This is a genomic window from Flavobacterium sp. W21_SRS_FM6 (assembly GCF_052119645.1).
Taxonomy (GTDB): domain Bacteria; phylum Pseudomonadota; class Gammaproteobacteria; order Enterobacterales; family Alteromonadaceae; genus Paraglaciecola.
Genome location: NZ_JBGQOM010000002.1, coordinates 274,447 through 299,623 on the forward strand (window position 1 = coordinate 274,447; position 25,177 = coordinate 299,623).

At 42.7% G+C, this 25,177-nt stretch carries 26 protein-coding genes; 3 read left to right on the forward strand and 23 right to left on the reverse strand.

Annotation, left to right across the window (positions count from 1 at the left end):
* Positions 1 to 13: 13 nt before the first annotated feature.
* The 6 genes from ACEN2L_RS04440 to nadE form a co-directional block, all read right to left on the reverse strand.
* Positions 14 to 136, reverse strand: coding sequence for a hypothetical protein (locus ACEN2L_RS04440; RefSeq protein ID WP_306022658.1), 123 nt, complete (start codon positions 134 to 136; stop codon positions 14 to 16).
* Positions 137 to 249: 113 nt separating this feature from the next.
* On the reverse strand, positions 250 to 1,005 hold the full coding sequence (locus ACEN2L_RS04445; RefSeq protein ID WP_441742016.1) for an HvfC family RiPP maturation protein: 756 nt from the start codon (positions 1,003 to 1,005) through the stop codon (positions 250 to 252).
* Complete coding sequence (locus ACEN2L_RS04450) at positions 1,005 to 1,853, reverse strand: HvfB family MNIO-type RiPP peptide maturase (protein WP_441742018.1); 849 nt, start codon at positions 1,851 to 1,853, stop codon at positions 1,005 to 1,007. The genes ACEN2L_RS04445 and ACEN2L_RS04450 overlap by 1 nt, the downstream gene beginning before the upstream one ends.
* Positions 1,854 to 1,912: 59 nt before the next feature.
* Positions 1,913 to 2,359 carry an HvfA family oxazolone/thioamide-modified RiPP metallophore gene (locus ACEN2L_RS04455; RefSeq protein ID WP_306022655.1) on the reverse strand — a complete coding sequence of 149 codons (447 nt, stop codon included), beginning with the start codon at positions 2,357 to 2,359 and terminating at the stop codon, positions 1,913 to 1,915.
* A 165-nt stretch (positions 2,360 to 2,524) separates the two neighbouring features.
* The gene (locus ACEN2L_RS04460; protein ID WP_306022654.1) at positions 2,525 to 2,863 is read right to left on the reverse strand and encodes a P-II family nitrogen regulator; all 339 of its coding nucleotides are present in this window, start codon (positions 2,861 to 2,863) and stop codon (positions 2,525 to 2,527) included.
* A gap of 22 nt (positions 2,864 to 2,885) precedes the next feature.
* Positions 2,886 to 3,761: an ammonia-dependent NAD(+) synthetase gene (gene nadE, locus ACEN2L_RS04465; RefSeq protein ID WP_441742021.1), complete on the reverse strand. Its 876-nt coding sequence runs from the start codon at positions 3,759 to 3,761 to the stop codon at positions 2,886 to 2,888.
* A gap of 109 nt (positions 3,762 to 3,870) precedes the next feature.
* Here nadE and ACEN2L_RS04470 point away from each other — a divergent pair, with 109 nt between their 5' ends.
* On the forward strand, positions 3,871 to 4,416 hold the full coding sequence (locus ACEN2L_RS04470) for a GspH/FimT family pseudopilin (RefSeq protein ID WP_306022652.1): 546 nt from the start codon (positions 3,871 to 3,873) through the stop codon (positions 4,414 to 4,416).
* Between the two features lie 216 nt (positions 4,417 to 4,632).
* Here ACEN2L_RS04470 and ACEN2L_RS04475 read toward each other — a convergent pair whose 3' ends face one another.
* The 9 genes from ACEN2L_RS04475 to ACEN2L_RS04515 form a co-directional block, all read right to left on the reverse strand.
* Complete coding sequence (locus ACEN2L_RS04475) at positions 4,633 to 5,103, reverse strand: type IV pilin protein (protein ID WP_441742023.1); 471 nt, start codon at positions 5,101 to 5,103, stop codon at positions 4,633 to 4,635.
* 2 nt (positions 5,104 to 5,105) lie between these two features.
* Positions 5,106 to 9,188, reverse strand: coding sequence for a PilC/PilY family type IV pilus protein (locus tag ACEN2L_RS04480; protein ID WP_441742025.1), 4,083 nt, complete (start codon positions 9,186 to 9,188; stop codon positions 5,106 to 5,108).
* A gap of 11 nt (positions 9,189 to 9,199) precedes the next feature.
* Positions 9,200 to 9,781, reverse strand: a complete 582-nt coding sequence (locus ACEN2L_RS04485) for a PilX N-terminal domain-containing pilus assembly protein (protein WP_306022649.1) — start codon at positions 9,779 to 9,781, stop codon at positions 9,200 to 9,202.
* Positions 9,778 to 10,644, reverse strand: a complete 867-nt coding sequence (locus ACEN2L_RS04490; RefSeq protein ID WP_441742027.1) for a PilW family protein — start codon at positions 10,642 to 10,644, stop codon at positions 9,778 to 9,780. Before ACEN2L_RS04490 ends, ACEN2L_RS04485 begins: the two co-directional genes overlap by 4 nt.
* Complete coding sequence (locus tag ACEN2L_RS04495; RefSeq protein ID WP_441742029.1) at positions 10,641 to 11,288, reverse strand: type IV pilus modification PilV family protein; 648 nt, start codon at positions 11,286 to 11,288, stop codon at positions 10,641 to 10,643. The genes ACEN2L_RS04490 and ACEN2L_RS04495 overlap by 4 nt, the downstream gene beginning before the upstream one ends.
* A gap of 164 nt (positions 11,289 to 11,452) precedes the next feature.
* On the reverse strand, positions 11,453 to 13,114 hold the full coding sequence (locus tag ACEN2L_RS04500) for a type IV pilus modification PilV family protein (protein ID WP_441742031.1): 1,662 nt from the start codon (positions 13,112 to 13,114) through the stop codon (positions 11,453 to 11,455).
* Positions 13,104 to 14,237 carry a pilus assembly PilX family protein gene (locus tag ACEN2L_RS04505; protein ID WP_441742033.1) on the reverse strand — a complete coding sequence of 378 codons (1,134 nt, stop codon included), beginning with the start codon at positions 14,235 to 14,237 and terminating at the stop codon, positions 13,104 to 13,106. The genes ACEN2L_RS04500 and ACEN2L_RS04505 overlap by 11 nt, the downstream gene beginning before the upstream one ends.
* On the reverse strand, positions 14,230 to 14,859 hold the full coding sequence (locus ACEN2L_RS04510; protein WP_441742035.1) for a hypothetical protein: 630 nt from the start codon (positions 14,857 to 14,859) through the stop codon (positions 14,230 to 14,232). The genes ACEN2L_RS04505 and ACEN2L_RS04510 overlap by 8 nt, the downstream gene beginning before the upstream one ends.
* Positions 14,853 to 15,371, reverse strand: coding sequence for a pilus assembly FimT family protein (locus ACEN2L_RS04515; protein ID WP_441742037.1), 519 nt, complete (start codon positions 15,369 to 15,371; stop codon positions 14,853 to 14,855). Before ACEN2L_RS04515 ends, ACEN2L_RS04510 begins: the two co-directional genes overlap by 7 nt.
* Before the next feature lie 92 nt (positions 15,372 to 15,463).
* On the opposite strand from ACEN2L_RS04515, the gene ACEN2L_RS04520 reads away from it, so the two are divergent.
* Complete coding sequence (locus ACEN2L_RS04520) at positions 15,464 to 15,871, forward strand: type IV pilin protein (RefSeq protein ID WP_306022643.1); 408 nt, start codon at positions 15,464 to 15,466, stop codon at positions 15,869 to 15,871.
* Between the two features lie 23 nt (positions 15,872 to 15,894).
* Here the strand turns inward: ACEN2L_RS04520 and ispH are convergent, their stop codons facing one another.
* From ispH to murJ, 6 genes are all read right to left on the reverse strand, one after another.
* Positions 15,895 to 16,839 carry a 4-hydroxy-3-methylbut-2-enyl diphosphate reductase gene (gene ispH, locus ACEN2L_RS04525; RefSeq protein ID WP_441742039.1) on the reverse strand — a complete coding sequence of 315 codons (945 nt, stop codon included), beginning with the start codon at positions 16,837 to 16,839 and terminating at the stop codon, positions 15,895 to 15,897.
* Between the two features lie 24 nt (positions 16,840 to 16,863).
* A complete protein-coding gene (fkpB, locus tag ACEN2L_RS04530; RefSeq protein ID WP_306022641.1) occupies positions 16,864 to 17,340 on the reverse strand; it encodes an FKBP-type peptidyl-prolyl cis-trans isomerase in 477 nt (158 codons plus the stop codon).
* Entirely contained in the window at positions 17,333 to 17,827 is a 495-nt protein-coding gene (lspA, locus tag ACEN2L_RS04535) for a signal peptidase II (protein ID WP_306022640.1), read from the reverse strand. Before lspA ends, fkpB begins: the two co-directional genes overlap by 8 nt.
* Positions 17,820 to 20,648, reverse strand: a complete 2,829-nt coding sequence (gene ileS / locus ACEN2L_RS04540; RefSeq protein ID WP_441742041.1) for an isoleucine--tRNA ligase — start codon at positions 20,646 to 20,648, stop codon at positions 17,820 to 17,822. The genes lspA and ileS overlap by 8 nt, the downstream gene beginning before the upstream one ends.
* 44 nt (positions 20,649 to 20,692) lie before the next feature.
* On the reverse strand, positions 20,693 to 21,619 hold the full coding sequence (gene ribF / locus ACEN2L_RS04545; RefSeq protein WP_306022638.1) for a bifunctional riboflavin kinase/FAD synthetase: 927 nt from the start codon (positions 21,617 to 21,619) through the stop codon (positions 20,693 to 20,695).
* A 194-nt stretch (positions 21,620 to 21,813) separates the two neighbouring features.
* Entirely contained in the window at positions 21,814 to 23,373 is a 1,560-nt protein-coding gene (gene murJ / locus ACEN2L_RS04550; protein ID WP_441742043.1) for a murein biosynthesis integral membrane protein MurJ, read from the reverse strand.
* A gap of 252 nt (positions 23,374 to 23,625) precedes the next feature.
* Here murJ and rpsT point away from each other — a divergent pair, with 252 nt between their 5' ends.
* Entirely contained in the window at positions 23,626 to 23,889 is a 264-nt protein-coding gene (gene rpsT / locus ACEN2L_RS04555; protein WP_306022636.1) for a 30S ribosomal protein S20, read from the forward strand.
* Between the two features lie 71 nt (positions 23,890 to 23,960).
* Here rpsT and ACEN2L_RS04560 read toward each other — a convergent pair whose 3' ends face one another.
* Both ACEN2L_RS04560 and truC read right to left on the reverse strand, forming a co-directional pair.
* Positions 23,961 to 24,407 carry a flavodoxin domain-containing protein gene (locus tag ACEN2L_RS04560; protein ID WP_441742045.1) on the reverse strand — a complete coding sequence of 149 codons (447 nt, stop codon included), beginning with the start codon at positions 24,405 to 24,407 and terminating at the stop codon, positions 23,961 to 23,963.
* Positions 24,400 to 25,170: a tRNA pseudouridine(65) synthase TruC gene (gene truC / locus ACEN2L_RS04565; RefSeq protein ID WP_441742047.1), complete on the reverse strand. Its 771-nt coding sequence runs from the start codon at positions 25,168 to 25,170 to the stop codon at positions 24,400 to 24,402. Before truC ends, ACEN2L_RS04560 begins: the two co-directional genes overlap by 8 nt.
* Between the last annotated feature and the right edge of the window lie 7 nt (positions 25,171 to 25,177).

A 25,177-nucleotide genomic window follows, 5' to 3' on the forward strand; every position in this document is an offset into this window, starting at 1 on the left:
AATTTATTGCGGTTTATAGATAAAAAACAAACCAACCGACAATGGCGTTTAACAATGGAAAGGCTAATAAAACGATTAATGCGGCAAAAACATAGGACCAGTTGAATGGGTCGATGACTTCGTTTTCATTTTGCATAACCAAACTCCTAAGAAGCAAATAAATAGCATTTTATATAAGGGGCAAGATGGTAATGCAAACCACCTCAAAATGGTAGCTTTTACCTTGCCAAAGGTCCTTTGACAACAAAACTAATCACATTTTGTTGGCAGCAATATTTCTTTGCTCAACATTTGTTCAACAATATTTTGCACTGACAAGTTGAGTTGTGCAGGATTAATTTGCGGTAAAACAGATTGCATCTGGGCTAACAACTCTGACATGCCTATGTGCGCGTTTTGCTGGATCACATTTAACAGGTGAGCACTGACTTGATTAATTAAAGAAAAATTCACGTCGTCTTTATTATTTCGATATACCACGAGATAAACGGGCTCTTCCGCCAAATGGGGCTGAAAATCCACGCTAATGCGATGGACTGGAAAGTGATAACTGACTAAGGTTGCCAAGGGTGAAAACTGTATCAGAGTGGGAAAATCATCATTATTTTGCTCCCAAACGACTAAAGGTTCGGAGCATTTTTTAATACTAATAGATAATTCTAGCCACTCGTAATGTGCAAGCTCACTCAGGAAAGGCGGATCGTAATCTGTTGCTTGATGTTCGCTGCTTAAATATTCAACAAACTCCAAACTAATGTCGGTAAAGTAAGGTGATCGACAACGGTGGCTAGCAAAAAACTGGCGAGCGAGTCTTAACCATTCTTGTTCTTGGTAAATCGAAGCGAGTACCGGAAATCCAGAACTGAGAAAACCAAGGATATTATTAAAAAACAATTCACGATATATTTTAAGTCTGCGGTCTTCAATACCATAATCAAAAGCCACATTATCGGGGTCTTTCAAATGAGCAATAAATTGCTGCTGTATCGCTTTAAAGTCGGTCATTACGCCAACCTTTGTGAAGCCGTCGTGGGCCTAAACTGAGCTTGGATTGATTTTATATTTTCGACTTCTTGCAATAAAACGGGCATCGGTGGAATATTAAAATCCCGCTCTAATAGCGTTGGAAATACACCGTGAAGTGCATAAGCCTGCTGCAATAAATGCCAGACAGGTTCAATGACATCAGCGCCGTGAGTATCTACCTTCAAATCATCTGCTTCATCAAAATGCCCTGCAATATGCCCATAAGCAATTTTATGACTCGGCATCGCCGCTAAAAACTGCTCCGCATTGTAACCATGATTAATTGAATTGACGTAAATATTATTTACATCAAGTAAGAGCGAACAGCCCGACTCTTCTAATATGGCTAAGGTAAACGCCTGTTCAGTCATTTCTTGGCCGGGCGACGCATAATAGGACACATTTTCTAGAATGAGCGGTCGTTCAATAATGTCTTGAACCTGTTTAATGCGGGCAACCACGTGCTTCACTGCATCCTCTGTAAAAGGGATAGGCATAAGATCATACAAATGACCTTCACCCGAACAATAACTCAGATGCTCACTGTAAAATTGAATGTTATGCTCGTCTAAAAAATGTTTAACACTCTTCACAAAGTTTACGTCTAAAGGCGCCGGACTGCCGATGGAAAGAGACAGCCCATGGCAGGTAAAGTAATGATGTTCGGTAAGTTGACGAAGCACTTTTTGATATTTACCGCCTAATGGGATCCAATTTTCTGGTGCTATTTCCCAAAAATCAACTTGTTGAGGAACAGGGCTGAGTTGGTCCAACATTTCTCTTCTGAGCCCTAAACCCGCACCAGGAAATGGAATTTTATTAGACATAAAGGCTCCTTAAAAAAGTAAAGGCCAGCATTGGCTGGCCTTTTTATTGCTGTAGTAGCTTACGCTTGGCCGCCGCATTTTCCTTCACCGCATTTGCCTTCGCCACATTTACCTTCTTTTTTCATTTTATCTTGAACCTTGGCTTTCGCTTTATCACCACCGCACTTGCCTTCGCCGCATTTACCTTCTTTCATGTCTTTGGCCATGGCTTTCGCTTTATCGCCGCCACACTTGCCTTCGCCACATTTACCTTCTTTCATGTCCTTGGCCATGGCTTTCGCTTTATCGCCGCCGCACTTGCCTTCACCACATTTACCTTCTTTATCTTTAACCTTGGCAGCTTTGTCACCACCACAGCTGCCCTCAGCGAGGCTTAACATGTAACCAGACTCAAGAGATTGCATTTCAAAAGGGTTTGCATTGGCTTGCAAGCTCACAGAAGCAAGCGAGCCTATCACTACGGCACCAATAGTCGATGCGATGGCCGTTTTTTTAATTTGATTCATTGGTTTATCCTTTAATTTAACAACAAAATTTGCGGGGTTGATAACGTCAATAACATAGACCATAGCCCACTCAACTTTATTTCACATTAAATACAAATTAATTTGTATTTCTGTTAACTCCTCACAAAGTCACTAAAAACAGAATATTTATTAAGCCATTACACGCTAAACGGCTTCTTCGTTTTCCTCGCCAGTACGAATCCGAATGACGCGTTCTACGTCATAGACGAATATCTTGCCATCACCTATTTTGCCTGTTTGCGCGGTGTTCATTATTGCTTCAATGGCTCTTTCAACGAGCTCATCAACAATCACGATTTCCAACTTAACTTTGGGTAAAAAATCGACGTTATACTCTGCACCCCGATACATCTCTGTATGACCTTTTTGACGACCGAAGCCTTTTACTTCGGTTACTGTCATCCCATTTACCCCAATTTGTGCTAAAGACTCACGAACATCATCTAACTTAAACGGTTTGATTATGGCTTCTAATTTTTTCATCTTTATATCCCTGCAGGTTAGATTAATCGTAAATAGTTGGAATTGGTACGCGCTTATGCTGCGTTTTTACAAATATGCTAATGAGTTTATCTGACACATGTTGAGCAACATCCTTGCCCTCTAAAAAGTCATCAATTTCATCATAACTGAGGCCTAAAGCGAGTTCATCCGCTTTTTGCGGCGCAAGACTTTCAAGGTCGGCAGTTGGCGCCTTAGTGATCACGTTTTGTGGTGCGCCGAGAAATGCCGCAACTTGCCTAACTTGTCGTTTGTTTAAACCAAATAGAGGCGCTAAGTCACAAGCGCCGTCACCGTACTTGGTGTAAAAACCCGTAATGTTTTCTGCTGAATGATCGGTTCCAAGGACTAGGCCGTCTAACATGCCTGCTATTTCATATTGAATCACCATGCGTGTGCGAGCTTTAACATTGCCTTTAACAAAATCACGTTTTGTTTCACTTTCGGGCAGTAAGTCATGTGCACTCAAGGCCAAGCTAGTTTGTTGGTCGATAGCATCAGCGCCAGGTTGAACATTAACAGCAACACTATGGCTAGGTTCGATAAAGTCAATTGATGCTTGGGCGTCTATTTCATCGGCCTGAACGTTATAGGGTAAACGGACCGCAACAAATTGAAAGCCTTCATCTCTTTCTTCATTTAGCTCGTTCACTGCAAGTTGTGCCAGCTTTCCTAAGGTACAGGAATCTATACCGCCACTGATACCCAATACTAAACTCTTCATCCCGCTATTCAGTAAATGCATTTTTATAAAGTCGACCCTACGTCTAACTTCAAAAGCAGGCTCAATGTGCGAGAGAACTCGCATTTGTTCAATTATTGTGGCAGCTAACATCGTGTAATACCTATCGTTTTTCTCAATATTTTGTAAACCGATCAAATCATCGGTTTGTCCTTGTGTATAGCAATTCTAACCATGACAACACAATTTATACCAAATTTTTCTTAAATTAGTTTATGTTATCTCAATAAGTTTAAAAGGAGCGGCAGTGGCGAATCAAAAAGGGGTAACCCTCATCGAAATCCTGATCAGTTTAGCGATCGTAGCAATTATTATGACAGCTGTGGCACCCAGTATTCAGAGCATCTTAATAAAAAATAAAATAGCCTCACAAATCAATGAATTAAGTGCGGTTATTCAGTTTGCTCGAAATAATTCAATTGATCAACAAATCAGCACGGTCGTGTGCCCCTCATCTGACTATTCCGTTTGCAGCAACGATTGGGACGCCCCAAAAATCGTTTTTATTGATATTGACGGAAATGGAGATAGGGGTTCAGACGAAGAGCTAATCGCCACCACTGAAGCAATTTCACCAAATAACTATGTAACTGGCCCGGCAAATTCACTGATGTTTTTGCCAAATGGTGAGGCATCAGGCAACTATACGTTGTTAATTTGTCATACCGACAAAGAAGCAGAATACGCTAGGCAAATCACAATTACTCTTCAAGGTCGAGTAAAAATGAGCACTGATAGTGATAGAAATGGTATTCATGAAGACACCACTGGTACTGAACTCAGTTGTCCCTAATCTGAAGGGGTGCTCCCAGCCTGGATAATGAAATCAAACGGACTCAAATGGACACAACGTTAAACGTTTTTATACGTTTAGCTTGTTAGGCTCATCGGCTACTGCTCTTCTTATCACCTTGTTAACTTGAGACGGAAACAGAGTTTCAGCGACCAAGAGACGTGAAAACTAAGGTTGTGTAACCAAGCACGTCACAAACGTCTCTATTCGCTTTAGTTAGCAAGTCCAGCAATATTCTGCACCACTAATAGCGCCGCTATTGTCTTTATCCCACGCACGTCGACCATCACTGTAAAAAAACAAACTGCCATCACCGGCTTGTGCACTGCTAGAACTTGGTTTTGCCTCGATTAAATACGTGCTACCTGTTGCTTGGCTGATAAGAAGATCATATTTGCGATTAGCATAAGGCTCAGCAGAAGGGCTGTGTTTATGAAAGTTGGCTGGACTGCCAGTATCTGCTCCAGAGACTGCTGCTTTTTTATAACTATAACTCGCTGCTTTGTGGCGCTCCATTGCTGCTGCCAATGACATTAAATCAGCTTGTGCAGCAGACCGATTACTGCTTTTGATAAAGCCTTGGTAACTCGGATAGGCCAACATACTGATAATGCCAACAATGGCTACCACGATCATCAGTTCAACTAAGGTAAATCCCGCACTCTTATTTTTTTTATTTGAATACATTGTTACTGCCTTTCTATTTCAGTTTTCCAACTGCTTTTTTGTACTCGTTCAAAGTTACTGTAGATATTTTCGGCTAAACATTCAAAATCTGAATTACAGGCAATTTGATCGCCATTACTGTCTCGCTGGATTACCGTTGAAGCGCATTCAGTGCCTAAGCAAACAATGGGCTTAATAATATCTTCAATCAAGATTTTGGTATCGGGCGCAATACCCGTTTGTTTTAACTGTGCGTACCGATCTTGATGCTGTTGCTCCCCATCCTGATTTAAGTCGGTGACCGCGTTGCCGTTAACTAGCTCAACCAAGTATGCGCGACTATTGCCTGATGGCGGTGCACAAGAGCTTGTGCTCGCCGTAGCCGGTAAGTAAGTGGTAAAGATAATTTGATAATCTAATATCAAGGGCGAAGCGAGCACTTTTTCACCACCAGCCCCAAGCCTGATCATCCAACCGGAAAGTTGTGCAAAATTATTCGCCTCAATTTGCTGTAAGGTGCTGTCAGAGGAGCTTAACAGATGATCAGTTGCATCATACAAACTAGAAATACTCAACACAGGGCTGGGTAGACTGTAATTGCCGTCTTCGTCAAAAGTGAAAACGCCAGTGTCTTTTATCATGTAAAAATGGTCTTCTATCTCACTGTTTAAAGGATGAGCTCGATAGCCTGAGCCAAGAGCAACAGCATAATAGTGCTCTGCACCTAAACTAATCTCAGTGACATCAGGGCCATAATAAAACCGGCGGTTATCCGTATTGCTATCACCACCAAAATCAGCCATTAAGCCACCGGTGACTAAGTCACTTATAGCCTCTCCATTATGAATATCGAGACGAAACAATTGGCCGCCCATATCTACCACGTACATGTGATCGGCAAAGCCGTCATTGTCTCGGTCAATGACCGATACTCTGGCGGGAATACTGTATTGCATATCACTGAGATTTAAATTGGCATCACTGTTACTCGCAGACCAAATGAGCGCACCAGAATCAGCATCAACAATGAAAACCGCGTTACCTGTGCTATCGGCACTGCGCGTCAATTTGCTGTCTTGGTCGGCGTCGTAGCCACCACCAAAAATCAGCACATTTTTAGCCGTGCTCCCTACTCGAATTTTTGTGACAGTGGGTTTCGACCATGTTTGCCCTAGCTTAGCAAACTCCCCTGCACCGCCTTCTATTTTAAATAATAAAGAGGGGGATGTTTTGTTACTAACGTCAAGAGCATAATAATTTTTACCTCCTCGGCGCATGCCCAGATAAAGATATTTATTGTTACCTACTGAACGCAACACCATGTCGCCATCTAAGCCATATATGTGAGTAAAGGTCGAGCTATCACGATAAAAGTCATACAAATTTTCCATTAATTCTTTGGGCATAATGGCAAAATTTTCGGTGCCTGTTTCAGGGTCGAACGAATGCAGATAACCATGATTTGTTGCGACCAAGACAGCGCTCTCAGTAAGAGAATAGTTAACAATAACAGGCTGCGAATGAATCGGGTCGCCCATTTGCAAACGGGCATCGGTATCAAGTCCATCCCCATCATCATCTCGAACATCCACGCCCCGAGCCCATTTTAGTAAGGTTTCTCTGACCGTACTTGAGTTGGCTACCGAACCAAGGGCCAAATCGCTCACCGTAAAATTATTGTTGTCTTCATGGACTAAATTCGCTGTGGTCATAATCGTGCCAGGACCAGAAAACGCGTAGACATTGCGGGGCAAACCCATTTGGCTTGCCGCTCCGCCATCGCGGACATCATTGCCATCAGCTAACACTGACCAATAGCTGTGGGCGTTGTCGCTGAAAAACCCGGTTAAACTGTCTACCGCATTGTTGCCGTTTTTATCGAGTATGTCTGCGCCATCTAATTTGTATTTTTTTACATTTCCAGGCCACAACGTGCCTTCAGCTGGTTTAAATAGTGCAAAATACAATTCATCATTGTGGGTCAATCGGTTGAGTTGATTAACTGCTACCCCGGGTGAGACGAACGTGGCGTTAACATCTTTTACTGTCTTCAAAATGGATGCAAACACATCAACTAGATCTTCGGTATTCGATGCCGTGTAAAAGCCACCATTCCCATTAATTGCTAAGTCATTTAAAAATGCATTTGCAGTACTATTGGCGGCAAAACCGATGGTATGGGTATAGATTTTTGAGTCGATCACCGATTCATCGGCATCACCGATATTACGGATTAAATCCAACCCGCACTTTTCTCCGCCGGAACCGCGACAAGATAAACCTAACATACTTTCTATTTTACTCACGCTGTGGTTGTTATTCGCTTCGCCGTCGGACAACAATACAATATGGTTATTGGTTTGGCATTGCCTGTCAGTAATCGGTGAAACATATTGTGCGCCGCTGGGAATATATTCACCCACACAGGATGAACTACTGAGATTATCCAAGGTACAACCGCTAGGTAACACAGAGTCGGCCCCAATATAACTTAAACGACTGCTTACTCTGGTATTTCGTCTTACCGAAGAAGAAGTTGAGCTATCGCCTCGTTTCAAGCCATAGTCCACATTGAAACCGGCATAATAGTTGGCCGCCTCATATAGGGTATCAACAATCGGTGTAAAACCTTCCGCGCTGAGCGAGTCGACTTGGCTTATGAGGTGGTCCCGCACCGTTGATGTTTGCCCTGGCGTGGCTTGACCTTCAAATTCAATGACTAATTTAACGGCGCCAGAGGGTTGTCCATTGTAGCTGTATGCGCCTCGAGTACCGTTGAAATCAGCCATAATAAACATCATTTCATTGCCCGCATTCCACCCACTGCGATTAACAATCTGTTGCACAATATTGGTGACGGCAGGACTCTGATACGTATAGTTTCGGTACCAACGAGGGATGTCAGCCCAATTTACCGCAGCAGTTTTAGCGATGTTACGTAGTTCATAGCGGTCATAATTATTGAAGTTGCCTACATCATTAACATTGGCACCATAAATATTCATTGAAGCATAGCTACTAGAGCTAGTTTGATAGGCGGTAAATTCTAGGTAAGCATTCGATATTGCAGCATTTCTTGGTAGGGCGACATTTCTAAAAATCACCCCTACATAGTCATTTGAGCCACTTGAAAAGCCAAGTTCACTACCCGTTGACTCATAACCATTTGAGCGCTCTTCAGCATTGTATCGCTGCGAACTAACTTGATAAGTATAACCGCCTTTCACACAGCCTGTAGCCGTTGTGTCATCATAAGTGATGACTAGCTGTGGTGATAAACCAGAGCCTTCTTCATAGGCTTTTGCTTGTCTTGCACTACTACTCGAACTGCCCACACCTTCAATCAATAAACTTAGCGCGTTACCGCCACACCACGTGCTTTGATCGACGATCTCTTGGATGATACTGGTGATATCTGGCGTTGAAATTGTTTCGTTAGACACTGGCCAATCGTTGTCCGTATTCCACAACACAGAGTTGGCGGTTTTGGCACGACTAGTGATATTACTCGCAGTATTAGAAAACTCACTGGCGTTACCAACTAACTCACCGCTGATCGTAAATTCAGTGCTTGCTACATTGTAATTATTTGAGGTAAAGCGCACAAAAGCACTAGTAATGGTGGCCCCTCTTGGAATATTCAAATTTTGATAACGTATACCCACAGTTACTGGCGTAGTACTTTCAGACAATTTTAGGGTGTTAGCACCTACAGTGACACTTGAGCTAATTTCGAAAGCATCGTCACTGCCTTGACTAATTGAGGTAATAATTTCTGGGCGCACAGCGTCATCAATGGGGCGAACCGGATAGAGAATAGGCCCACCGTAGTCAGAAAATCGCATTAAACCTGCATTAATGTTGGTAACGGAAGAGAGTGTTTCTTTGAGGGCATTTTGAACCCGCAACATGCGTGACTGAGAGCCATCGTCCCTACCTGTCATACTGCCCGAAGTGTCCATAATAAAAAGTACATTTGGATTGTAAGTCACTTGCGAGCCGGATGTGCCTAAGTAAATTTCAAGGTCGTCTGCCAGTGCGACATGAGCGCAACACAAAGCCGAAAGTAACAAAAATACCCGATTTATTTGACGTAATGTATTCATAAAAGCCCCCTCTATTGGGCAGCAGGTGCAAAGACCGAGGCATTCAAGGTATTTGCGACTACAAAGTTGCTGTCTTTTAATTGGCCGCAGCCACGCACAATAAATACGTGACAACTAATATTACTACCACCAATAACATTGCTAGAGCCAACACAAGGTTGCTCGCGCAAAAAGGCGGTTTTAGACCAACTATCAATAGCAGGTTGCGCGACATAATCTCCTGTCCCTACGTGACGACTTCCTTTACTCAATCCTGCTGATGTCACGCTACGATTGGTCCAATCATTTTCTTCAAAACAACTTAAAGACTGCACAGTTAAATCCAATTGGTTACCCCCTCGTGCATCAGACAAGGGGTCATTTATATTTGCATCTGCTAAGACAACTTTATCTTCTGCCTCAAAAATGACACCTGCAATCGCTGACTCTGCAGCGTCAAATGCAAGAGAGCTTCGCTCCATCGACACCGCCATTTTGCTTTGCATCAAACTACTGGCGACAGATGTAACACCTAGGATGGTTAAACTGAGTAATATCAGTAAGGCAAATACCATCACCATGCCTGAATTTTTGTGCATATTTGTATGATTCATATATTCCTACTGCGAATAAAGTTTTTTACATTTCGTAACGTAACCGTCGTTTCAAATTGCTTAAATAAACGTTTGTCAGTGGGCTGGTACACTGCTTCGTCCAGTAATTTAAAGGAGGGGACCGGGTCAATCAGAACATCAGAATCGGCTTTAAGTAGCACCGCGATACGTATTGCAACAACTTGCGCTCCGGCAGTCCGAAGCGCTGCCAAAGCGTCTGCTGTAACAAATCTTACAGGTCGCGACGAGTTGTCGCCTACAGACAGAGTATTAGACACCCCGTATTGCACTTGAAAGCTATAGACGTCGTCCAGTAAGGTATAAGCCTTATCACTGTCATTGCCAACAGCGACTTTTTGCCCCCTCAGAACTCGTCCGTCAAAACCTCTGCATTGTAGTGTCGTGCCCGTGACAAAATACTGATTAACCACATAAAACTCTTCGTTGGCGGCGTAACCTAATTTATAACCTCGACAATCAGTGCTGGCTTGAGCGCTGACGACTAAGGTATCACTTGCGCCACTAGCGCCTTCAAGCGACCCCACTGTGGCATCATTGACAAAATCACCAGGTAAAGGCACAGGATTATTTTGCACAATGGCCGCTTCGACAGCGACATCCACATCTCGGTTAAGATCAGGGGATAAATTATCATAACGGCCTGTCATCAATAAATCGTTGCGCAAACGAGTAATAATAAAACGACCACTTTCTTGGACCGATGACACCGCTTGATTTAATCTTTCAGTGACATTGTTGCCTAACATAACTTGAATCAACGCACCTGAGATCATCAAACCGATAGTCAAAGAAATCATCAACTCAACTAGACTAAAACCGTGTTGTTGCTTAGGGGTTTTCATAGTGTGACATCTACTGATACGCAATCATGGGGGCTCGTTTCACCTACCATGCATTTTGCATTGAGTGTTCTGTTGATATTTTGCCAATTCTCTACAGGCCACTTGAGCGTAACGATATGTTTGGAACCGACACTACAACTTTGTAAATCCATTAAATCATTGTCTTCGCAATCCAATGAAATAGTCACATCGGGATTGGTGATCACCGCCGCACACGACAGCTCATAAGCATCAAACTTTGCTAGATCACTAGCAGAACAAATATTGTCGTTACAATTAGGGATCACCGACGGCCGTGATTTACAAAAACATTCGTAGGCTTGCTCACTACCCGAGCATGTGAGGGTTTGAAAATTATAGTTATCTGGATCAAAGTATTCATTGTCCACTACCAAGCCATCTCCTCGAATGGAGAAGGTGGCGCTGGCTCTGAGTCGCTCCGACATTTGCTGAGCCACCAATACGGATTGGGATCGATTTAGAGATTCAGAGTTAGTAAATGAACCGACAAATTGCAAATAAACAACACCTAATAACCCGACAGAGAGAATAAATAGAGTGACTAAAATTTCAATCATACCCACACCGCGCACATGAAGTGGCACCTTATGAATTCGATGAACGACTGGTAGACTCTCTAACACTATAACCCCATACCTATGAACAAATTACTTTGGTGGTTGGTGTATGTTAGCTAAATTCCCTGAAGTTTGGTTATTTTTACTTAACGAAAGGTATATATTTTCGATGGTTTGGTGATATGTCGTTATTCACTGCCCGTCATCCTGTTTAGCGGCTTTGGCATAAATTAATGTAGCAAAACACTGTCATCCTTCTGCACAGTGGCAAGTTCTGTGGGCGTAATCGGAGGCACACCTGCCATGGTGCTGTTGTGCACCGACGCGCTAGCTGAAATTTGAGTGCTTCCAGAACTGATAATAGTTAACTCTCCTCTGCTAAATTCTTGGTAATATTGAAACGTATTCGAGGGGAAAGGACTAAGAGGCTCATTGGAAATCACCGCAATAGAGGGGTCAGCAGTGCTCCAGTTAGCCAATAATGTCAAATTCACGTCATAAAAAGGAGTAAGAGCCAACCAATCTGCATCGCCATTTGCAATTTTTGCCTGCAACAAAGACCTATCACTTGTCGTCAAGGGATCCAAATAAATCCCCCTTACCGTTAGCTGACCGCCGCCGTTCATGGCATCTACATCTCTGTTAATGGGTTTTGTCGGCAAACTTGCATGATTGATCAGGCCACTCATCACCGCCTGGCTAAATGCAGCATACGCAGTTAAATTGCTGGGGTTTAAAAAATAATCTGGACTAAACGCCACTAACTCAACTAAATGCCAGTCAGGATACAACACAAAATAGCCATCGACTCTGCGAAATCGACAGGCTTCATCATATTGGTCACCAGGTATCAAAGCCTGTTGATAGCCAGTTCCGCCTACCAGTTGAAAGTGGGAATGAGGTACGCCACTGTCGTTTCGATAAAAGCGCTCATCCGCGATTGTTTGCGTGCTGTCATGATGATCTTGGCAACATTGCGAACATAAAGTTGACTGCCCTGTTGAAGAAGGTGTTCCTGTCATTTTATATTGCAGTTGGCCCGCTTCAATATGGCTTCTGCCATTGCTGATTGTAGTAAACGAGGGGGTCATACCCTGCCCCATTCCGGCTAACTCGCATCGACAACTCACCGTGGTAAAATCCGCTTGGCTACTTTTGATGTATTGCCCATCTTCGTGCCGATAATCTTCAATCGACAACTCAATACGCTCAGGGCTAACAATAATAGGACTGGCACTTTGTTTAAACTCATTATTCCCCACCTCAACAGTATGAGAGTCAGGAATACTGCTCGGTGTAAACACTACTTGGGGTATCTTGTTTGAACTGGGTAAATCTGAAAAAGCCAATAAACTGCGACTCGGGGCAACGGGAGTTAAAGAGCCCGCCAAGATAATAGACTGATTGTCCCCTTGATAATCAAGCCAATCAATTTGTATCCGAATACTTTTCTGCCCTGCAATGGTCGGAAGGGGCATAATCAGGCTAGGATGAGTCGAATCCACCCAAGTATCAGCATACGAGTCATTATCGAGATCCACAAAATAGCGATTATTGACCAACCAAGTTCGGGTAAACGTACGAATATTAGCCGCATTGTTACCTAACGACACCTCAACTTGACCACTTGCTAACTCACCACCAGTATTTGTCTGTATATCATTGTAACCAAGTCCATTAGCGGCGCTTACAACTTGACTAAAACTGGCTAAATCATCAAATTTTTCTTGGGCTAATCGTAAAGCAATATTGCGTAAATTTATCTTTGAATCTGCCAATACAAATTCACTTTGTAGTGTCACATAGCCTGTCACACCCAACATAATCATCAACGACGCAATCAATACTTCGATAAGTGAAAATCCACAGTGACGCCTAATGTTATAGATCATGCCAACTCCCAGGGATCTTAGCGACACGTAAAAAAGTCGGCGATTCGGTAAGTGTCGCCAAGGCTGCCTGATCGTATTTCACGTTCAGACTGCCAGCTAAATCACCTAGGGCGTAGTTAGCGAGCAAAGCCCCATTTATCGAACTCGAAGGCGGTATAAATACATCAAAAGTGGCCAAAGTACTGTTTTGTTTAAGCATAAACACCAGTCCATTTAGTGTAGAACCTAGGCCTAAATGTAAGCTACCGTCATTGACAAATAGCAATATAGGATACGCAGCATCACCTATATTTAAGCCGTTGTTAATATGACAATCCCCATCAACCCAAACGATTCCAAAGTGACTGTTATTGAGCAAAAGACAATCATTCAAAACCAAATCTGCTTCACTCTTTATGGCTGAATAATGTTGCAAAGAAACATTAAATAAATAAGCAAAAATATCGACGGGAAAATTTGCATCATTTGATAAAATATCATTGCCTTGATTCATCGAAAATGAGTAAGCGTTAAGCGGACAGATGCCAGAAGAATATTCTTCTAGGGCGCAGGTAAAACCAACAATAGCATCCATATCAACTTGCGCATTCGACCAAATACTTAAGGGCACGCTCTCTCCCCCACCATTTGGATTTGCTGCAAGTTCAAAACTCACTTGATCATTGAGCCCTCCAGCAACTAATACAGGCGCTTTTGGTATCTGCACAATCAAGGGATAGACTAAGGCCTGCTGTGTCACAGTCGAGGTAGCTAAGCCATCAGCTGAAACGCCTGTAGATGTAAGTTGTATGAGTGCTAACTCTCTATCATGGCGGTTAATGAGCTGTTGTGTGGCAGTAACGGTATAGCTGTTTTGACTAAGGAGTACCTCATTAATCGCACCAATAGACCACTCTTTATGTTGCTGTAATTCTGCGAAACCACGCATGAGGCCCGACTCGGCGGCTGCAAAAGCCAATTTTTTATTTTGGCTATTCAATATAATCTTATGTTCGAAAGACTGAATTTTACCGGTATACAAGGTGACTAGAGTGATCATCACCAACATCAACACCACGGTGACCAAGATAATAGCGCCGTGTTGTTTGTGAGGCAAAAGGGGCGAAGTATGGACGCTAGTCATAATTTTTAACTAAAAATGAAGTGCTGAAACGCTTAGATACGCTCGAGTCACTTTTTAACTCTGCTTGCAGTTCAATAGCGATACGGTGGGTATTCACCCCATGATTGTTTTGTTGTTGCAGTACAAACTTAAGATGACTGACTTTAATTATGTCTGGGTCGGTTAAATCGTGCCAACCACCCGCCCCGCAAGATAAGCCGTCTATGCGAATTTCGATGGCATTGTCTTTTAATCTATAACCAAAGTTTTCATTACCGCTGACCACATCTAACACACCGTTTTGATTGCGATCGTAGCTGAATTCTACACAACTACTGGCAGCCTCACCGGGGTAACTGTAGACCGCCAAAGAATTATCAAAGACTGAAACAAACTGATTGGGATCGTTTACAACAATAGCAATATTGCCATCGTAACCAGCACGTTTTATGTCGCGAATCATGAGCGCAGCTACCGCATTCACTTCTTCATCCAGACGAGACTTAGCCATTAATTGACTGTTTAAGCCAATTCCATGACCAACCAACGATGCCATAGCGGTCAACGAAGCAAATCCAATGGCCATCGAGATCATCAATTCAACCAAAGAAGTACCTGTTTGGTATAAAAGACGATTTAACATGGCTTATACGCGCCTAATTGCCCCGATTTTACACAGAGTCTGACTCTGCCCATATTACTTAAAATCAGCTTAACTTCGTTACTGCCATCACTGAATACCGCTGAGCCGGCATGGCCAATAGATAAGCCTCTGACGCCATCAAAATTGGTGGCATCATCACCACCAAAAGAAATGTCTTGCAGCGCTATTAGATTGAAATCAGTGGCCTTAACGGCAGACTCAACACCTTCAACAGAGCAATTTTCATAGATATGGCAATCACATAAGCCACTATCGCTTAGGGCAATGCACCAAGGGTTAGTCGCATTAAATACAACGGTAATGTCTGCTTGATTCGATATGGCTGTTGAGCGGGCTTTTTGTAAAGCAAAGTAACTGACTTCGACAGCACCTTTAAGTTGCATATTTTTTTGTGCGTTGAGCACAGATGGCACACCCAAAGTGAGAGTTAGGGCAATAATTGAGACAGTAATTAAAACTTCAAGAAGGGTTAAACCAATGCAATAACGCATTTTAGTATCCTTACTATGGCTAAAAAACTAATCGCAAAATCCGTTCAATTAACTATAGTTCAAATTCTAAAAATGGAAAAAAGGAATTTTCGATGACTAGCTCTATTACAAATATTGCTCCCCAAAAATCGCCGCAACACCTAAAAGGAATGACCATGGTAGAGCTGATGATCGTGCTCGCTATAATCGGTTTATTAATTATTCTTGTTTACCCAAGCTACCGACAACACGTTATGGAATCAAGACGGGCGGACGGTGCCACTCAATTACTGCGCATAAAAATGCAGCAAGAGTCGTATCGTCTCAATCACATTGGTTATGCAGAAGCATCGGATTTAAGTTTACCGGTAAATGAATATTATGATTTTTCCGTGGTGGGCGTCAGCGCTACAACTTATACACTAGTAGCAATTGCGAAGGGCTCACAAACTGACGACGGCGCTTGTCTAACATTGGCCTTAGACCAATCTATGAACAAAACGCCGTCAACGTGCTGGTGATAAATAGGATACTGGATCTGTTGTTAATCTATTTGCTTCACTCGTAATTCTTTGGGCACCGCAAATTCAATGTTTTCAAGACGTCCAGGGCGTTCAATTGATTGAGTTGCTCCCCACTCTTTGAGTCTATTGACCACGCCTTGCACTAAAACCTCAGGTGCAGAAGCACCGGCGGTAATGCCAATGCATTTGGCATTTTCTAACCATTCACGTTGTATACAATTGGCATCGGCAATTAGGTGAGCCTGTGCGCCGATTTTTTCAGCCAACTCTCTCAAACGGTTTGAATTTGAACTGTTTTGTGCGCCTACTACTAACAAAACGTCACAGTCAGCCGCCAACTCTCGCACTGAATCCTGGCGATTTTGCGTGGCATAACAAATATCATCTTTACGAGGCCCTTCAATAGCCGGATACTTTTCACGCAAGGCATCAATCACTTCCGCAGTATCATCAACAGACAGCGTTGTTTGACTGCAGTAATAAAGGTGTTTGGTATTTTTAACTTGCAGCTTTTCAACATCCGCAACCGATTCAACTAAATAAATTCCGCCCTTGGGATTGTCATATTGCCCCATGGTTCCTTCCACTTCAGGATGACCATGGTGACCAATTAAAATACATTCGGTGCCTTTTTTGCTGGCGCGCATGACTTCCATATGGACTTTGGTGACTAGTGGACATGTAGCATCAAATACTTTCAAACCACGGCTGTCGGCTTCATTACGAACAGCTTGAGATACACCGTGTGCTGAGAAAATAACGATACTGTCGTTAGGCACTTCAGCTAGCTCATCTACAAAAACCGCACCGCGGCTTTTTAAGCCGTCCACCACAAAGCGGTTATGCACAACTTCATGACGTACAAATATCGGCGGCGAAAACAACTCGAGCGCTCGTTCTACTATAGTGATGGCGCGATCAACCCCTGCACAAAAACCGCGAGGATTAGCGAGATGAATTTGCATGTTAATTGTCCTAAAAAACGTCGATTATGAATGTAAGTTTACAGATAAGATTTCAACTTCAAAAGTAATCTCTTGACCTGCTAAGGGATGATTAAAATCCACTGTCACCGAATCACCTGCAACCGAACGAATAATACCAGGTAACTCACTTCCATCTGGTTGAGTAAACGCGATAATCATCCCCTCTTCAGCAGGAGTTTCAGCAGAAAACTTACTTCTGTCCAAATAATATATGTTATCGGGATTAGGCATACCAAAGGCATCGATGGGTGCCAAGGTAAACGACTTTTTGTCACCACATTTCAAACCCAGCAAACAGGCTTCAAAATTGGGAGTTAGATTGCCATCGCCTATCACTAATTTAGCAGGTTTGTTGTCAACCCGAGTGCTGTCAGCCGCAGAGCCATCAGACAGTTTAAGGTCAAAATGTAAAACAACCTCACTGCCCTGCTCGATAAATGCCAACGATTGTTCAGTTACAAATTGCGATACATCAGTCATTTTTTTGCTCTTTATTTTTAACCATATCAACGATCATCAGTGCAGCACCTACGCAAATAGCACTGTCTGCCACATTAAAAGCAGGCCACACCCATTCTTGATAGTAAACTACTAGAAAATCTACTACGTGACCGAGAACCAAACGATCATAGGCATTGCCTAAGGCACCACCAATAATCAAACAAAATGCCAAAGGCAATAAAATATGCGAGCGAGATAACTGTTTTAACCACCACATCATCAAAACAACGACACCTAGTGCTATGGCAGTAAAAAACCATCGTTGCCAACCTCCTGCATCATGTAAAAAGCTAAAGGCGGCACCATAGTTGTAAACGTGGGTTAGATTAAAAAATGACGTAATTTGTATCGCTTGATACAGCTCAATGTGCTCGACAATCAACCCTTTGGTGTATTGATCAAGCACAAAAACCAACAGCGACAACCACAAAAAACGCCAGCCCGTTTGACTTAACAACTTAAGCATAAGCGCGTTTTTCGCCCTCTCCTTCAACGTTATCTACACAACGTAAACAAATTTCAGGGTGAGCGGGGTTTGCCCCCACATCTTCACGATGGTGCCAACAGCGAGCACATTTTTGTCCTGCAGACGCCGTTATTTCAACCCATAAGCCGGCTAATTCTGTTTTGTTAGCGTGCTCAGGCGCCTGTTCCACTTGTACCACGTTTGCTGCAGAAGTGATCAAAACAAAACGTAACTCATCTTCTAACTTGTTAAGAAGTGCAGCAAGTTCAGCGGTGGCATAAATCGTCACCTCGGCTTGCAAAGAGCCTTTAATCACACCCGCTTTACGTGCTCCCTCAATACTGCGATTGACTTGTTCTTTAACATCTAACACCGCCAACCAAAAATCGTTGTCAAAGCTTGAGTCAATGTGCAAATTGTTCAATGTTTCATACCAAACATCAGTAAAAACAAACTCTTTTTTCTGCCAAGGTAATTCTTGCCACAATTCTTGTGCCGTAAAGCTCATGATGGGCGCCATCCAGCGGACTAAACCTTCGATGATATGATACAAAGCAGTTTGACATGAACGACGAGCATGACTGTCACTTTTGGCCGTATATTGACGGTCTTTAATGATATCTAAATAAAAACTGCCCAATTCAATCGAGCAGAAGTGCATCAGCTTTTGTGTCACGACCAACAGATCATACTTTTCATAAGCGGCAATGATTTCTTCTTGTACTTTCGCTGCACGCGCCACGGCCCAACTGTCTAATTCAACTAATTCATTAAGCGGTACCAAATCCGTTTCTGGTTTAAAGCCATTTAGATTGGCCAACAAGAAACGGGAGGTATTACGAATACGGCGATACGCATCAGCTGAACGGTTTAAGATCTCGTCTGATACCGCAATTTCACTGCGATAATCTGTTGATGCTACCCATAAACGTAAAATATCTGCGCCAAGTTTATTGATAACATGTTGCGGTGCAACGGTATTACCCAATGACTTAGACATCTTTTTACCTTCACCATCAACGGTAAAACCGTGAGTCAGGACTTGTTTATAGGGCGCACATCCTTTGGCTGCAACCGACGTCATCAACGATGACATAAACCAGCCGCGATGCTGATCTGAGCCTTCTAAATAAAGGTCGGCCATAGCCGGAATATCATCTCTGCGATCAACCACAAAGTAATGCGTTACGCCAGAATCAAACCACACATCTAAGGTGTCAGCGACTTTTACATAGGTATCGGCATCTTCACCTAAGAATTCCTTCGCATCTATATCCCACCACGCTTGAATGCCCTTTTGTTCAACTAATGCGGCGACTTTTTCCAACAACTCATTGGTATTAGGGTGCAATTCGCCGCTGTCTTTATGCACAAACAAAGCAATAGGTACACCCCATGTTCTTTGACGTGAAATACACCAATCAGGGCGACCTGCTACCATAGACTCAATGCGGTTTTGGCCCCATTCAGGGATCCATTGGGTTTTATGGATTTGTTCAATAGAAGCGCTACGCAACCCTTTTTTATCCATGCTGATAAACCACTGCGGCGTTGCACGAAAAATAATAGGTGTTTTATGTCGCCAACAATGAGGATAACTGTGGACATAGGCATGATGATGAACCAGAGCACCGTTTTCCTTCAACAAATCAACAACATGTTGATTGGCTTTGAATACGTGTTCACCGGCAAAAAATTCGGTGCCTTCAAGGTATACACCATTCGCGCCAACCGGGTTAGCGACTTCAAGATTGTAATGACGACCCACATTAAAATCTTCTACGCCATGACCCGGCGCAGTATGCACACAACCCGTACCCGACTCAGTGGTAACGTGATCACCTAAAATGAGCGGTACTTGAAAATCATAAAAGGGATGTTGTAATGCTTGGTTTTCTAGAGCATCACCATGACAAAAACCGATGGCATGATAATGGTCAATGCCAAAACGCGCCATGCATTCAGTGACAAGGTCAGAAGCAATAATTAAACGCTCTTTACCTGTCTCGGCATTCACTTGCACCAAGGTATATTCTAATTTTGGACTTAAACACACCGCACGGTTTGCAGGTAACGTCCATGGCGTAGTGGTCCAAATCACGACTGACAGGGGACCTTCACCGAGCAGTTTTTCTGGATGAGCAAAACAGCTCAGCACCGCAGCTTCATTCACTACCTCAAAACGTACATCGATTGATGGCGATGATTTGTCTTGATATTCCACTTCAGCTTCGGCCAATGCCGAACCGCAATCGGTACACCAATGCACCGGCTTAAATCCTTTTTCAAGATGCCCAGAGCGAACTATATTGCCCAATTCACGAATGATGTCTGCTTCAGAACTAAAATCCATGGTTTTATAGGGTTTGTCCCATTCACCTAGAACACCTAAACGAATGAAGTCTTTTTTCTGACCTTCAATTTGCTTTTCAGCATATTCGCGACATTTTTGACGAAATTCAGCAGCGCTGATCTTATGTCCAGGCTTGCCAACTTTCTTTTCAACCATCAACTCGATAGGCAAACCGTGACAATCCCAACCTGGTACGTATGGGGCGTCAAAGTCTGACAAAGTCTTTGATTTAACAATGATATCTTTTAAAATTTTATTAACCGCATGACCAATATGAATGTCTCCATTCGCATAAGGGGGCCCATCGTGTAAGACGAAGGGCGTTTTACCTTTTTTTGCCTGACGAATTTGCTGATACAGGTTTTTATCAATCCATTGCTGGAGCATTTTAGGCTCACGTTCAGCTAAAGCACCACGCATCGGAAACGCGGTATCGGGCAAGTTTAAAGTAGGTTTATAATCGCTCATTATTGGTTTAATCCAAGTTGGTCATTGGGTTGACTAAAAGTGTATCAAGACATGCCTAACAAATGTCGAGCTTTTTGTGCGTCTTGTTGAATTTGTTTGTGTAGTAATTCGAATGAATCAAATTTAATTTCTTCTCGGATTTTATGCTTTAGAGCAACCGAGATAGTTTGTCCGTAAATTGTTTTATCAAAATCAAAAAGGTGAACTTCTAATTGCGAGCGTGTGCCGTTGACAGTGGGACGATGGCCAATATTCGCCACACCATTATAAGTACGCCCCTGCACCAAGACTTCAACAGCAAACACACCATTAACCGGCGCTTTTATGCGTTTTAACAGCAAATTAGCCGTCGGAAAACCAATGGTTCTGCCCCGCTTATCACCATGTAATACCTTGCCAGATATAGTAAACGCTCGACCTAACATCTGTTCAGCCAAACTAAAGTTACCCGCTGCTAATGCTTCTCTGACAGCAGTAGAGCTTATCCGACAATTTTCTACCCGAAAGCTTTGAGTACTGGCGACATCAAAATGGCACTTCGTCCCTTCTTTTTGCAAATAGGCAAAATCACCAACCCTACCTTTTCCAAAACGAAAATCATCGCCGACGACCAGAAACTTAACATCCAATAGTTCAACCAATAATTTTTCAACAAAATACTCGGCGCTATATCCAGCAAACTCATGGTTGAACTTGATACATAACAAGCGGTCAACGCCCAAGGCCTGCAACTGCGAGTACTTATCGCGCAGCACACTTAACCGTGCAGGTGCATGGTATGGAGTAAATAACTCTTCTGGTTGTGGTTCAAATACCATGACTGTCGCAGGCAAGCCAAGTGCTTTGGCTTTTTCCAATACTTGGCTCAGTACAGCTTGGTGACCTAAATGCACACCATCAAATTTTCCAATGGTTAAAACACAGCCCCGATGTTTTTCTCTCAGGTTGTGTAGTCCGCGGATCAATTCCACCTAGTTTCTCGTTCTTACTTGTCAAAATTTAGAGCTAAAAGCGCAAAAAATTGAAGATGATAATTATTTCAAAGGCGCGGATTATATCGAACTGCGTCATGATTGAAAGTGCTTAGCCCTACTTATTAATATTTACCGCCTTAGTTTACTGCCATCAATAAACATCTCTCGTCATTAAACGATACAAGGCTACATTACACATGAGCAACAAAACTGTGTTTACGTACACCCATAATGACTAAAGATAAGGCAAACGTGCCAAATCCTGTCAAAATAAGTACAAACAATTCAGTGACTTTTGCCCACAAACTAAAAGCAACCCACTGCTGAATTGAAGGACTCATTAGCATGATAACGGTGGCCATTAATATGGCGCCAACGAATATTTTTACAACCAAGCTAAGGGTTTGTTTACTAACAAAGTAAACCCTACTTTTGTGCAAGGCCCAGTATAGTAAAGCCGCATTCATCGCAGCCGACATCGAGGTAGCCATAGCTAAACCAACATAGTCATAAGGCCAGACAAGAATTAAGTTAAACACCATATTGGCTGCCATACACCAAATCCCAAATTTCACTGGCGTTTTAGTATCTTGACGGGAGTAAAAGCCAGGTGCCAGCACCTTAACCAACATAAAACTAAGTAAGCCAAAAGAATAAGCCTGTAGGCTTGCAGCTGAGCGCGCTGCGTCCATGGGCGAAAAAGCACCCCGTTGAAAAATAGTCAGTAGCATAGGTTCAGCTAACACAAACAAGCCAGTTGCAGCAGGAATACCCAGTACACACACCATCTTAATCGCCCAATCAATGTTATTTCTAAAAGCGACTTCATCTTTAGTCACATGATTGCGTGAAAGCGTAGGCAAAATAACGGTAGCAATGGCAATACCAAACAGACCCAGCGGAAATTCCAATAAGCGATCAGAAAAATACAACCACGAAATGGCACCGGTACCTAAAAAACTGGCAATAACTGTATCCATCAACAAGTTCAGTTGCCCTACTGAAACACCAAACAAAGCGGGGATCATTAAGGTTCTTACTTTAATAATATCAGGATCAGACCAGCCCCACCTTGGCCGCACCATCACGCCTGCTTTAATCAAAAATGGAATTAAAAATAGCAGTTGCGCTAAGCCACCAATAAAAACGCCCCACGCTAAGGCATAGCCAGGTTGGGAGAACTGTTCAGACAAATAAATGGCACAACTAATAATACTGACATTTAGTAGAACTGGCGTAAAAGCGGCCGCACCAAATTTATTCAAGGTATTAAGGATGGCGCCAGCTAAACCGGCCAGAGAAATAAAGAGAATATAGGGAAACGTAATTTTCAACATAAGCGATGCCAGTTCATATTTAGCACCACCCGGTTGGCCTTCCAAATGCTCAATAAACCATCCTGAAGCAAACAAAGCCGCTAAAACGGGTGAGCCGATAACACCAAGCACTGCAACGATACTGACGATAACACCCAGAGTCCCAGAAATTTTCGCAATAAACTGCCTTAAGTGAGCCTCATCACCTGCATTTTTTACATCCGTTAAAACGGGTATAAAGGCTTGCGAAAATGCGCCTTCAACAAACAAACGACGTAAAAAATTAGGGATTTTGTTGGCTAATAAAAATACATCCGCATTCGTGCCAGCCCCCAATAAGTTAGCCACTACAGCATCACGCACTAAGCCTAAGATCCGAGAAATAAAGGTCATGACACTCACAATCACACCTGATTTCAGTAATTTTCTCGACACTTAGTGATCCCTTCTAACAAAAACGCATAGTATGCGTTAACTCCTCAGCGACAGTCTATGACTTCATAGAAATAAGCTGAAACCAAAGCATTAAACCCCATTATCGCCACTTCAACTATCCCGCCTTCGGCCGAATATAAAAACAACAACAAACTTTGCTTATAAAACCCGCAAAAGCATTTGACATAAGGCCCTTCAATCTGGATAATCCGCACCCTTGAATTTTGACTAGAATTTTTTGGGAGTTACAACTTGGCTAACATCAAGTCTGCTAAGAAACGTGCCATTACATCGGAAAAGCGTCGCCAGCACAACGCTAGCCGTCGTTCAATGACACGTACATCTTTGAAAAAAGTAATCGCTGCTATCGCGACCGGTAATAAAGAAGCTGCACAAGCTGCATATGCTGCTGCTACACCTATTCTTGACCGCATGGCAACTAAAGGCTTAATCCACAAAAACAAAGCTGCTCGTCATAAGAGCCGTTTGTCTGCGCAAATTAAAGCCTTAGCTTAATATTTGTCGGTTATTAGCAAAAAAAGCGCCTGAAGGCGCTTTTTTTATGTCTGTAATTAAACGGCAGTATTTTAAACCATATACTTAACCAAGCCTTTAATCCACTCAACCACTTCAACTTCTGGCTCAAGAGTTTCACAGGCATCAACTTCTAATAGATCGGCAATAGGATTACCTTGTAATTCTTCTAATAGGCTGAAGATCTGAATTCCGGCTCCACAATAGGTTTCACCATAACTACTGTCACCTAAACCGGCAACAGCAAAAGGTTTATTTGCCATAAGTGGCATTTGGTCGCGTAAATCCTGAATAAAAAACTCTAAGTTTGGTGGAACATCACCCATACCGGTTGTCGAACTCACTACGATGACACTGCTGGCTTGTTGAAAATCACTAACACTGGGATCGTTATACACCGTTGCAGAGAGACCTTCGTCTACCAAAGCCGCTTTCACTTCATCCGCCACATGCTGTGCATTGCCGTATACACTACCAACAAAAATTCCAATATTACTCATCGCGCTGTTTTTCCTCATTATCTTTGATCATTGTATTTAAGCTTGTCCGGTCAATATCCCACGCCGCTAATAAACGTGTTATATGGTCAGCAGGTTGACAATGCAAGGATAAATCACTTTGATGAACCGGATGTTTAAACTTCATTGTTAAACAACTTAAGGCTAAACCCGAAAAATCGAAATGCTGTTTCAAAAATTGATTATGTTTACCATCGCCATGGGTGGTATCACCTATAATGGGATGATTGATATGGGCCAAATGCCGTCTTATTTGATGTTTTCGCCCCGTTTTAGGTTCAACCATCAATAATGAGTATCGGGCCGAGGGGTAACGACTGACGGCAAAGGGTAACTCAAAGGTTTTCAGTCTTGTAAACGTAGTAAAAGCCGCTTGGGCGGCCTTATCTTGTTTCGCTTTTTTGTCCGCAATTTTATCCAACTGTTCTTTAAGGGCATAATCAATTTCGCCCAATTCAGGGGCATGACCGCGCGTAATAGTGATATAACGTTTTAGGATTTGCTGAGTACTAAACTGCTCTCCTAATAATCGGGCTATGTCGGGATTAAGGGCAAAAACCAGCACTCCAGAAGTGGGACGGTCTAAACGGTGAACGGGAAAAACATGTTGATTAATTTGATCCCTCACCAGCTGCACCGCAAATTCAGTTTCATGTTTATCTAACATGCTGCGGTGTACTAATAATCCTGAAGGTTTATCAATGACTACAAGGTATTCGTCTTGGTAAATTATATTTAAATGCATGGTTTAT

Coding starts and splice junctions, on each gene's coding strand:
- ACEN2L_RS04440 (WP_306022658.1), bottom strand. CDS start 136: ATGCAAAATGAAAACGAAGTCATCGACCCATTCAACTGGTCCTATGTT.
- ACEN2L_RS04445 (WP_441742016.1), bottom strand. CDS start 1,005: ATGACCGACTTTAAAGCGATACAGCAGCAATTTATTGCTCATTTGAAA.
- ACEN2L_RS04450 (WP_441742018.1), bottom strand. CDS start 1,853: ATGTCTAATAAAATTCCATTTCCTGGTGCGGGTTTAGGGCTCAGAAGA.
- ACEN2L_RS04455 (WP_306022655.1), bottom strand. CDS start 2,359: ATGAATCAAATTAAAAAAACGGCCATCGCATCGACTATTGGTGCCGTA.
- ACEN2L_RS04460 (WP_306022654.1), bottom strand. CDS start 2,863: ATGAAAAAATTAGAAGCCATAATCAAACCGTTTAAGTTAGATGATGTT.
- ACEN2L_RS04475 (WP_441742023.1), bottom strand. CDS start 5,103: ATGTATTCAAATAAAAAAAATAAGAGTGCGGGATTTACCTTAGTTGAA.
- ACEN2L_RS04480 (WP_441742025.1), bottom strand. CDS start 9,188: ATGAATACATTACGTCAAATAAATCGGGTATTTTTGTTACTTTCGGCT.
- ACEN2L_RS04485 (WP_306022649.1), bottom strand. CDS start 9,781: ATGAATCATACAAATATGCACAAAAATTCAGGCATGGTGATGGTATTT.
- ACEN2L_RS04490 (WP_441742027.1), bottom strand. CDS start 10,644: ATGAAAACCCCTAAGCAACAACACGGTTTTAGTCTAGTTGAGTTGATG.
- ACEN2L_RS04500 (WP_441742031.1), bottom strand. CDS start 13,114: ATGATCTATAACATTAGGCGTCACTGTGGATTTTCACTTATCGAAGTA.
- ACEN2L_RS04505 (WP_441742033.1), bottom strand. CDS start 14,237: ATGACTAGCGTCCATACTTCGCCCCTTTTGCCTCACAAACAACACGGC.
- ACEN2L_RS04510 (WP_441742035.1), bottom strand. CDS start 14,859: ATGTTAAATCGTCTTTTATACCAAACAGGTACTTCTTTGGTTGAATTG.
- ACEN2L_RS04515 (WP_441742037.1), bottom strand. CDS start 15,371: ATGCGTTATTGCATTGGTTTAACCCTTCTTGAAGTTTTAATTACTGTC.
- ACEN2L_RS04520 (WP_306022643.1), top strand. CDS start 15,464: ATGACTAGCTCTATTACAAATATTGCTCCCCAAAAATCGCCGCAACAC.
- ispH (WP_441742039.1), bottom strand. CDS start 16,839: ATGCAAATTCATCTCGCTAATCCTCGCGGTTTTTGTGCAGGGGTTGAT.
- fkpB (WP_306022641.1), bottom strand. CDS start 17,340: ATGACTGATGTATCGCAATTTGTAACTGAACAATCGTTGGCATTTATC.
- lspA (WP_306022640.1), bottom strand. CDS start 17,827: ATGCTTAAGTTGTTAAGTCAAACGGGCTGGCGTTTTTTGTGGTTGTCG.
- ileS (WP_441742041.1), bottom strand. CDS start 20,648: ATGAGCGATTATAAACCTACTTTAAACTTGCCCGATACCGCGTTTCCG.
- ACEN2L_RS04560 (WP_441742045.1), bottom strand. CDS start 24,407: ATGAGTAATATTGGAATTTTTGTTGGTAGTGTATACGGCAATGCACAG.
- truC (WP_441742047.1), bottom strand. CDS start 25,170: ATGCATTTAAATATAATTTACCAAGACGAATACCTTGTAGTCATTGAT.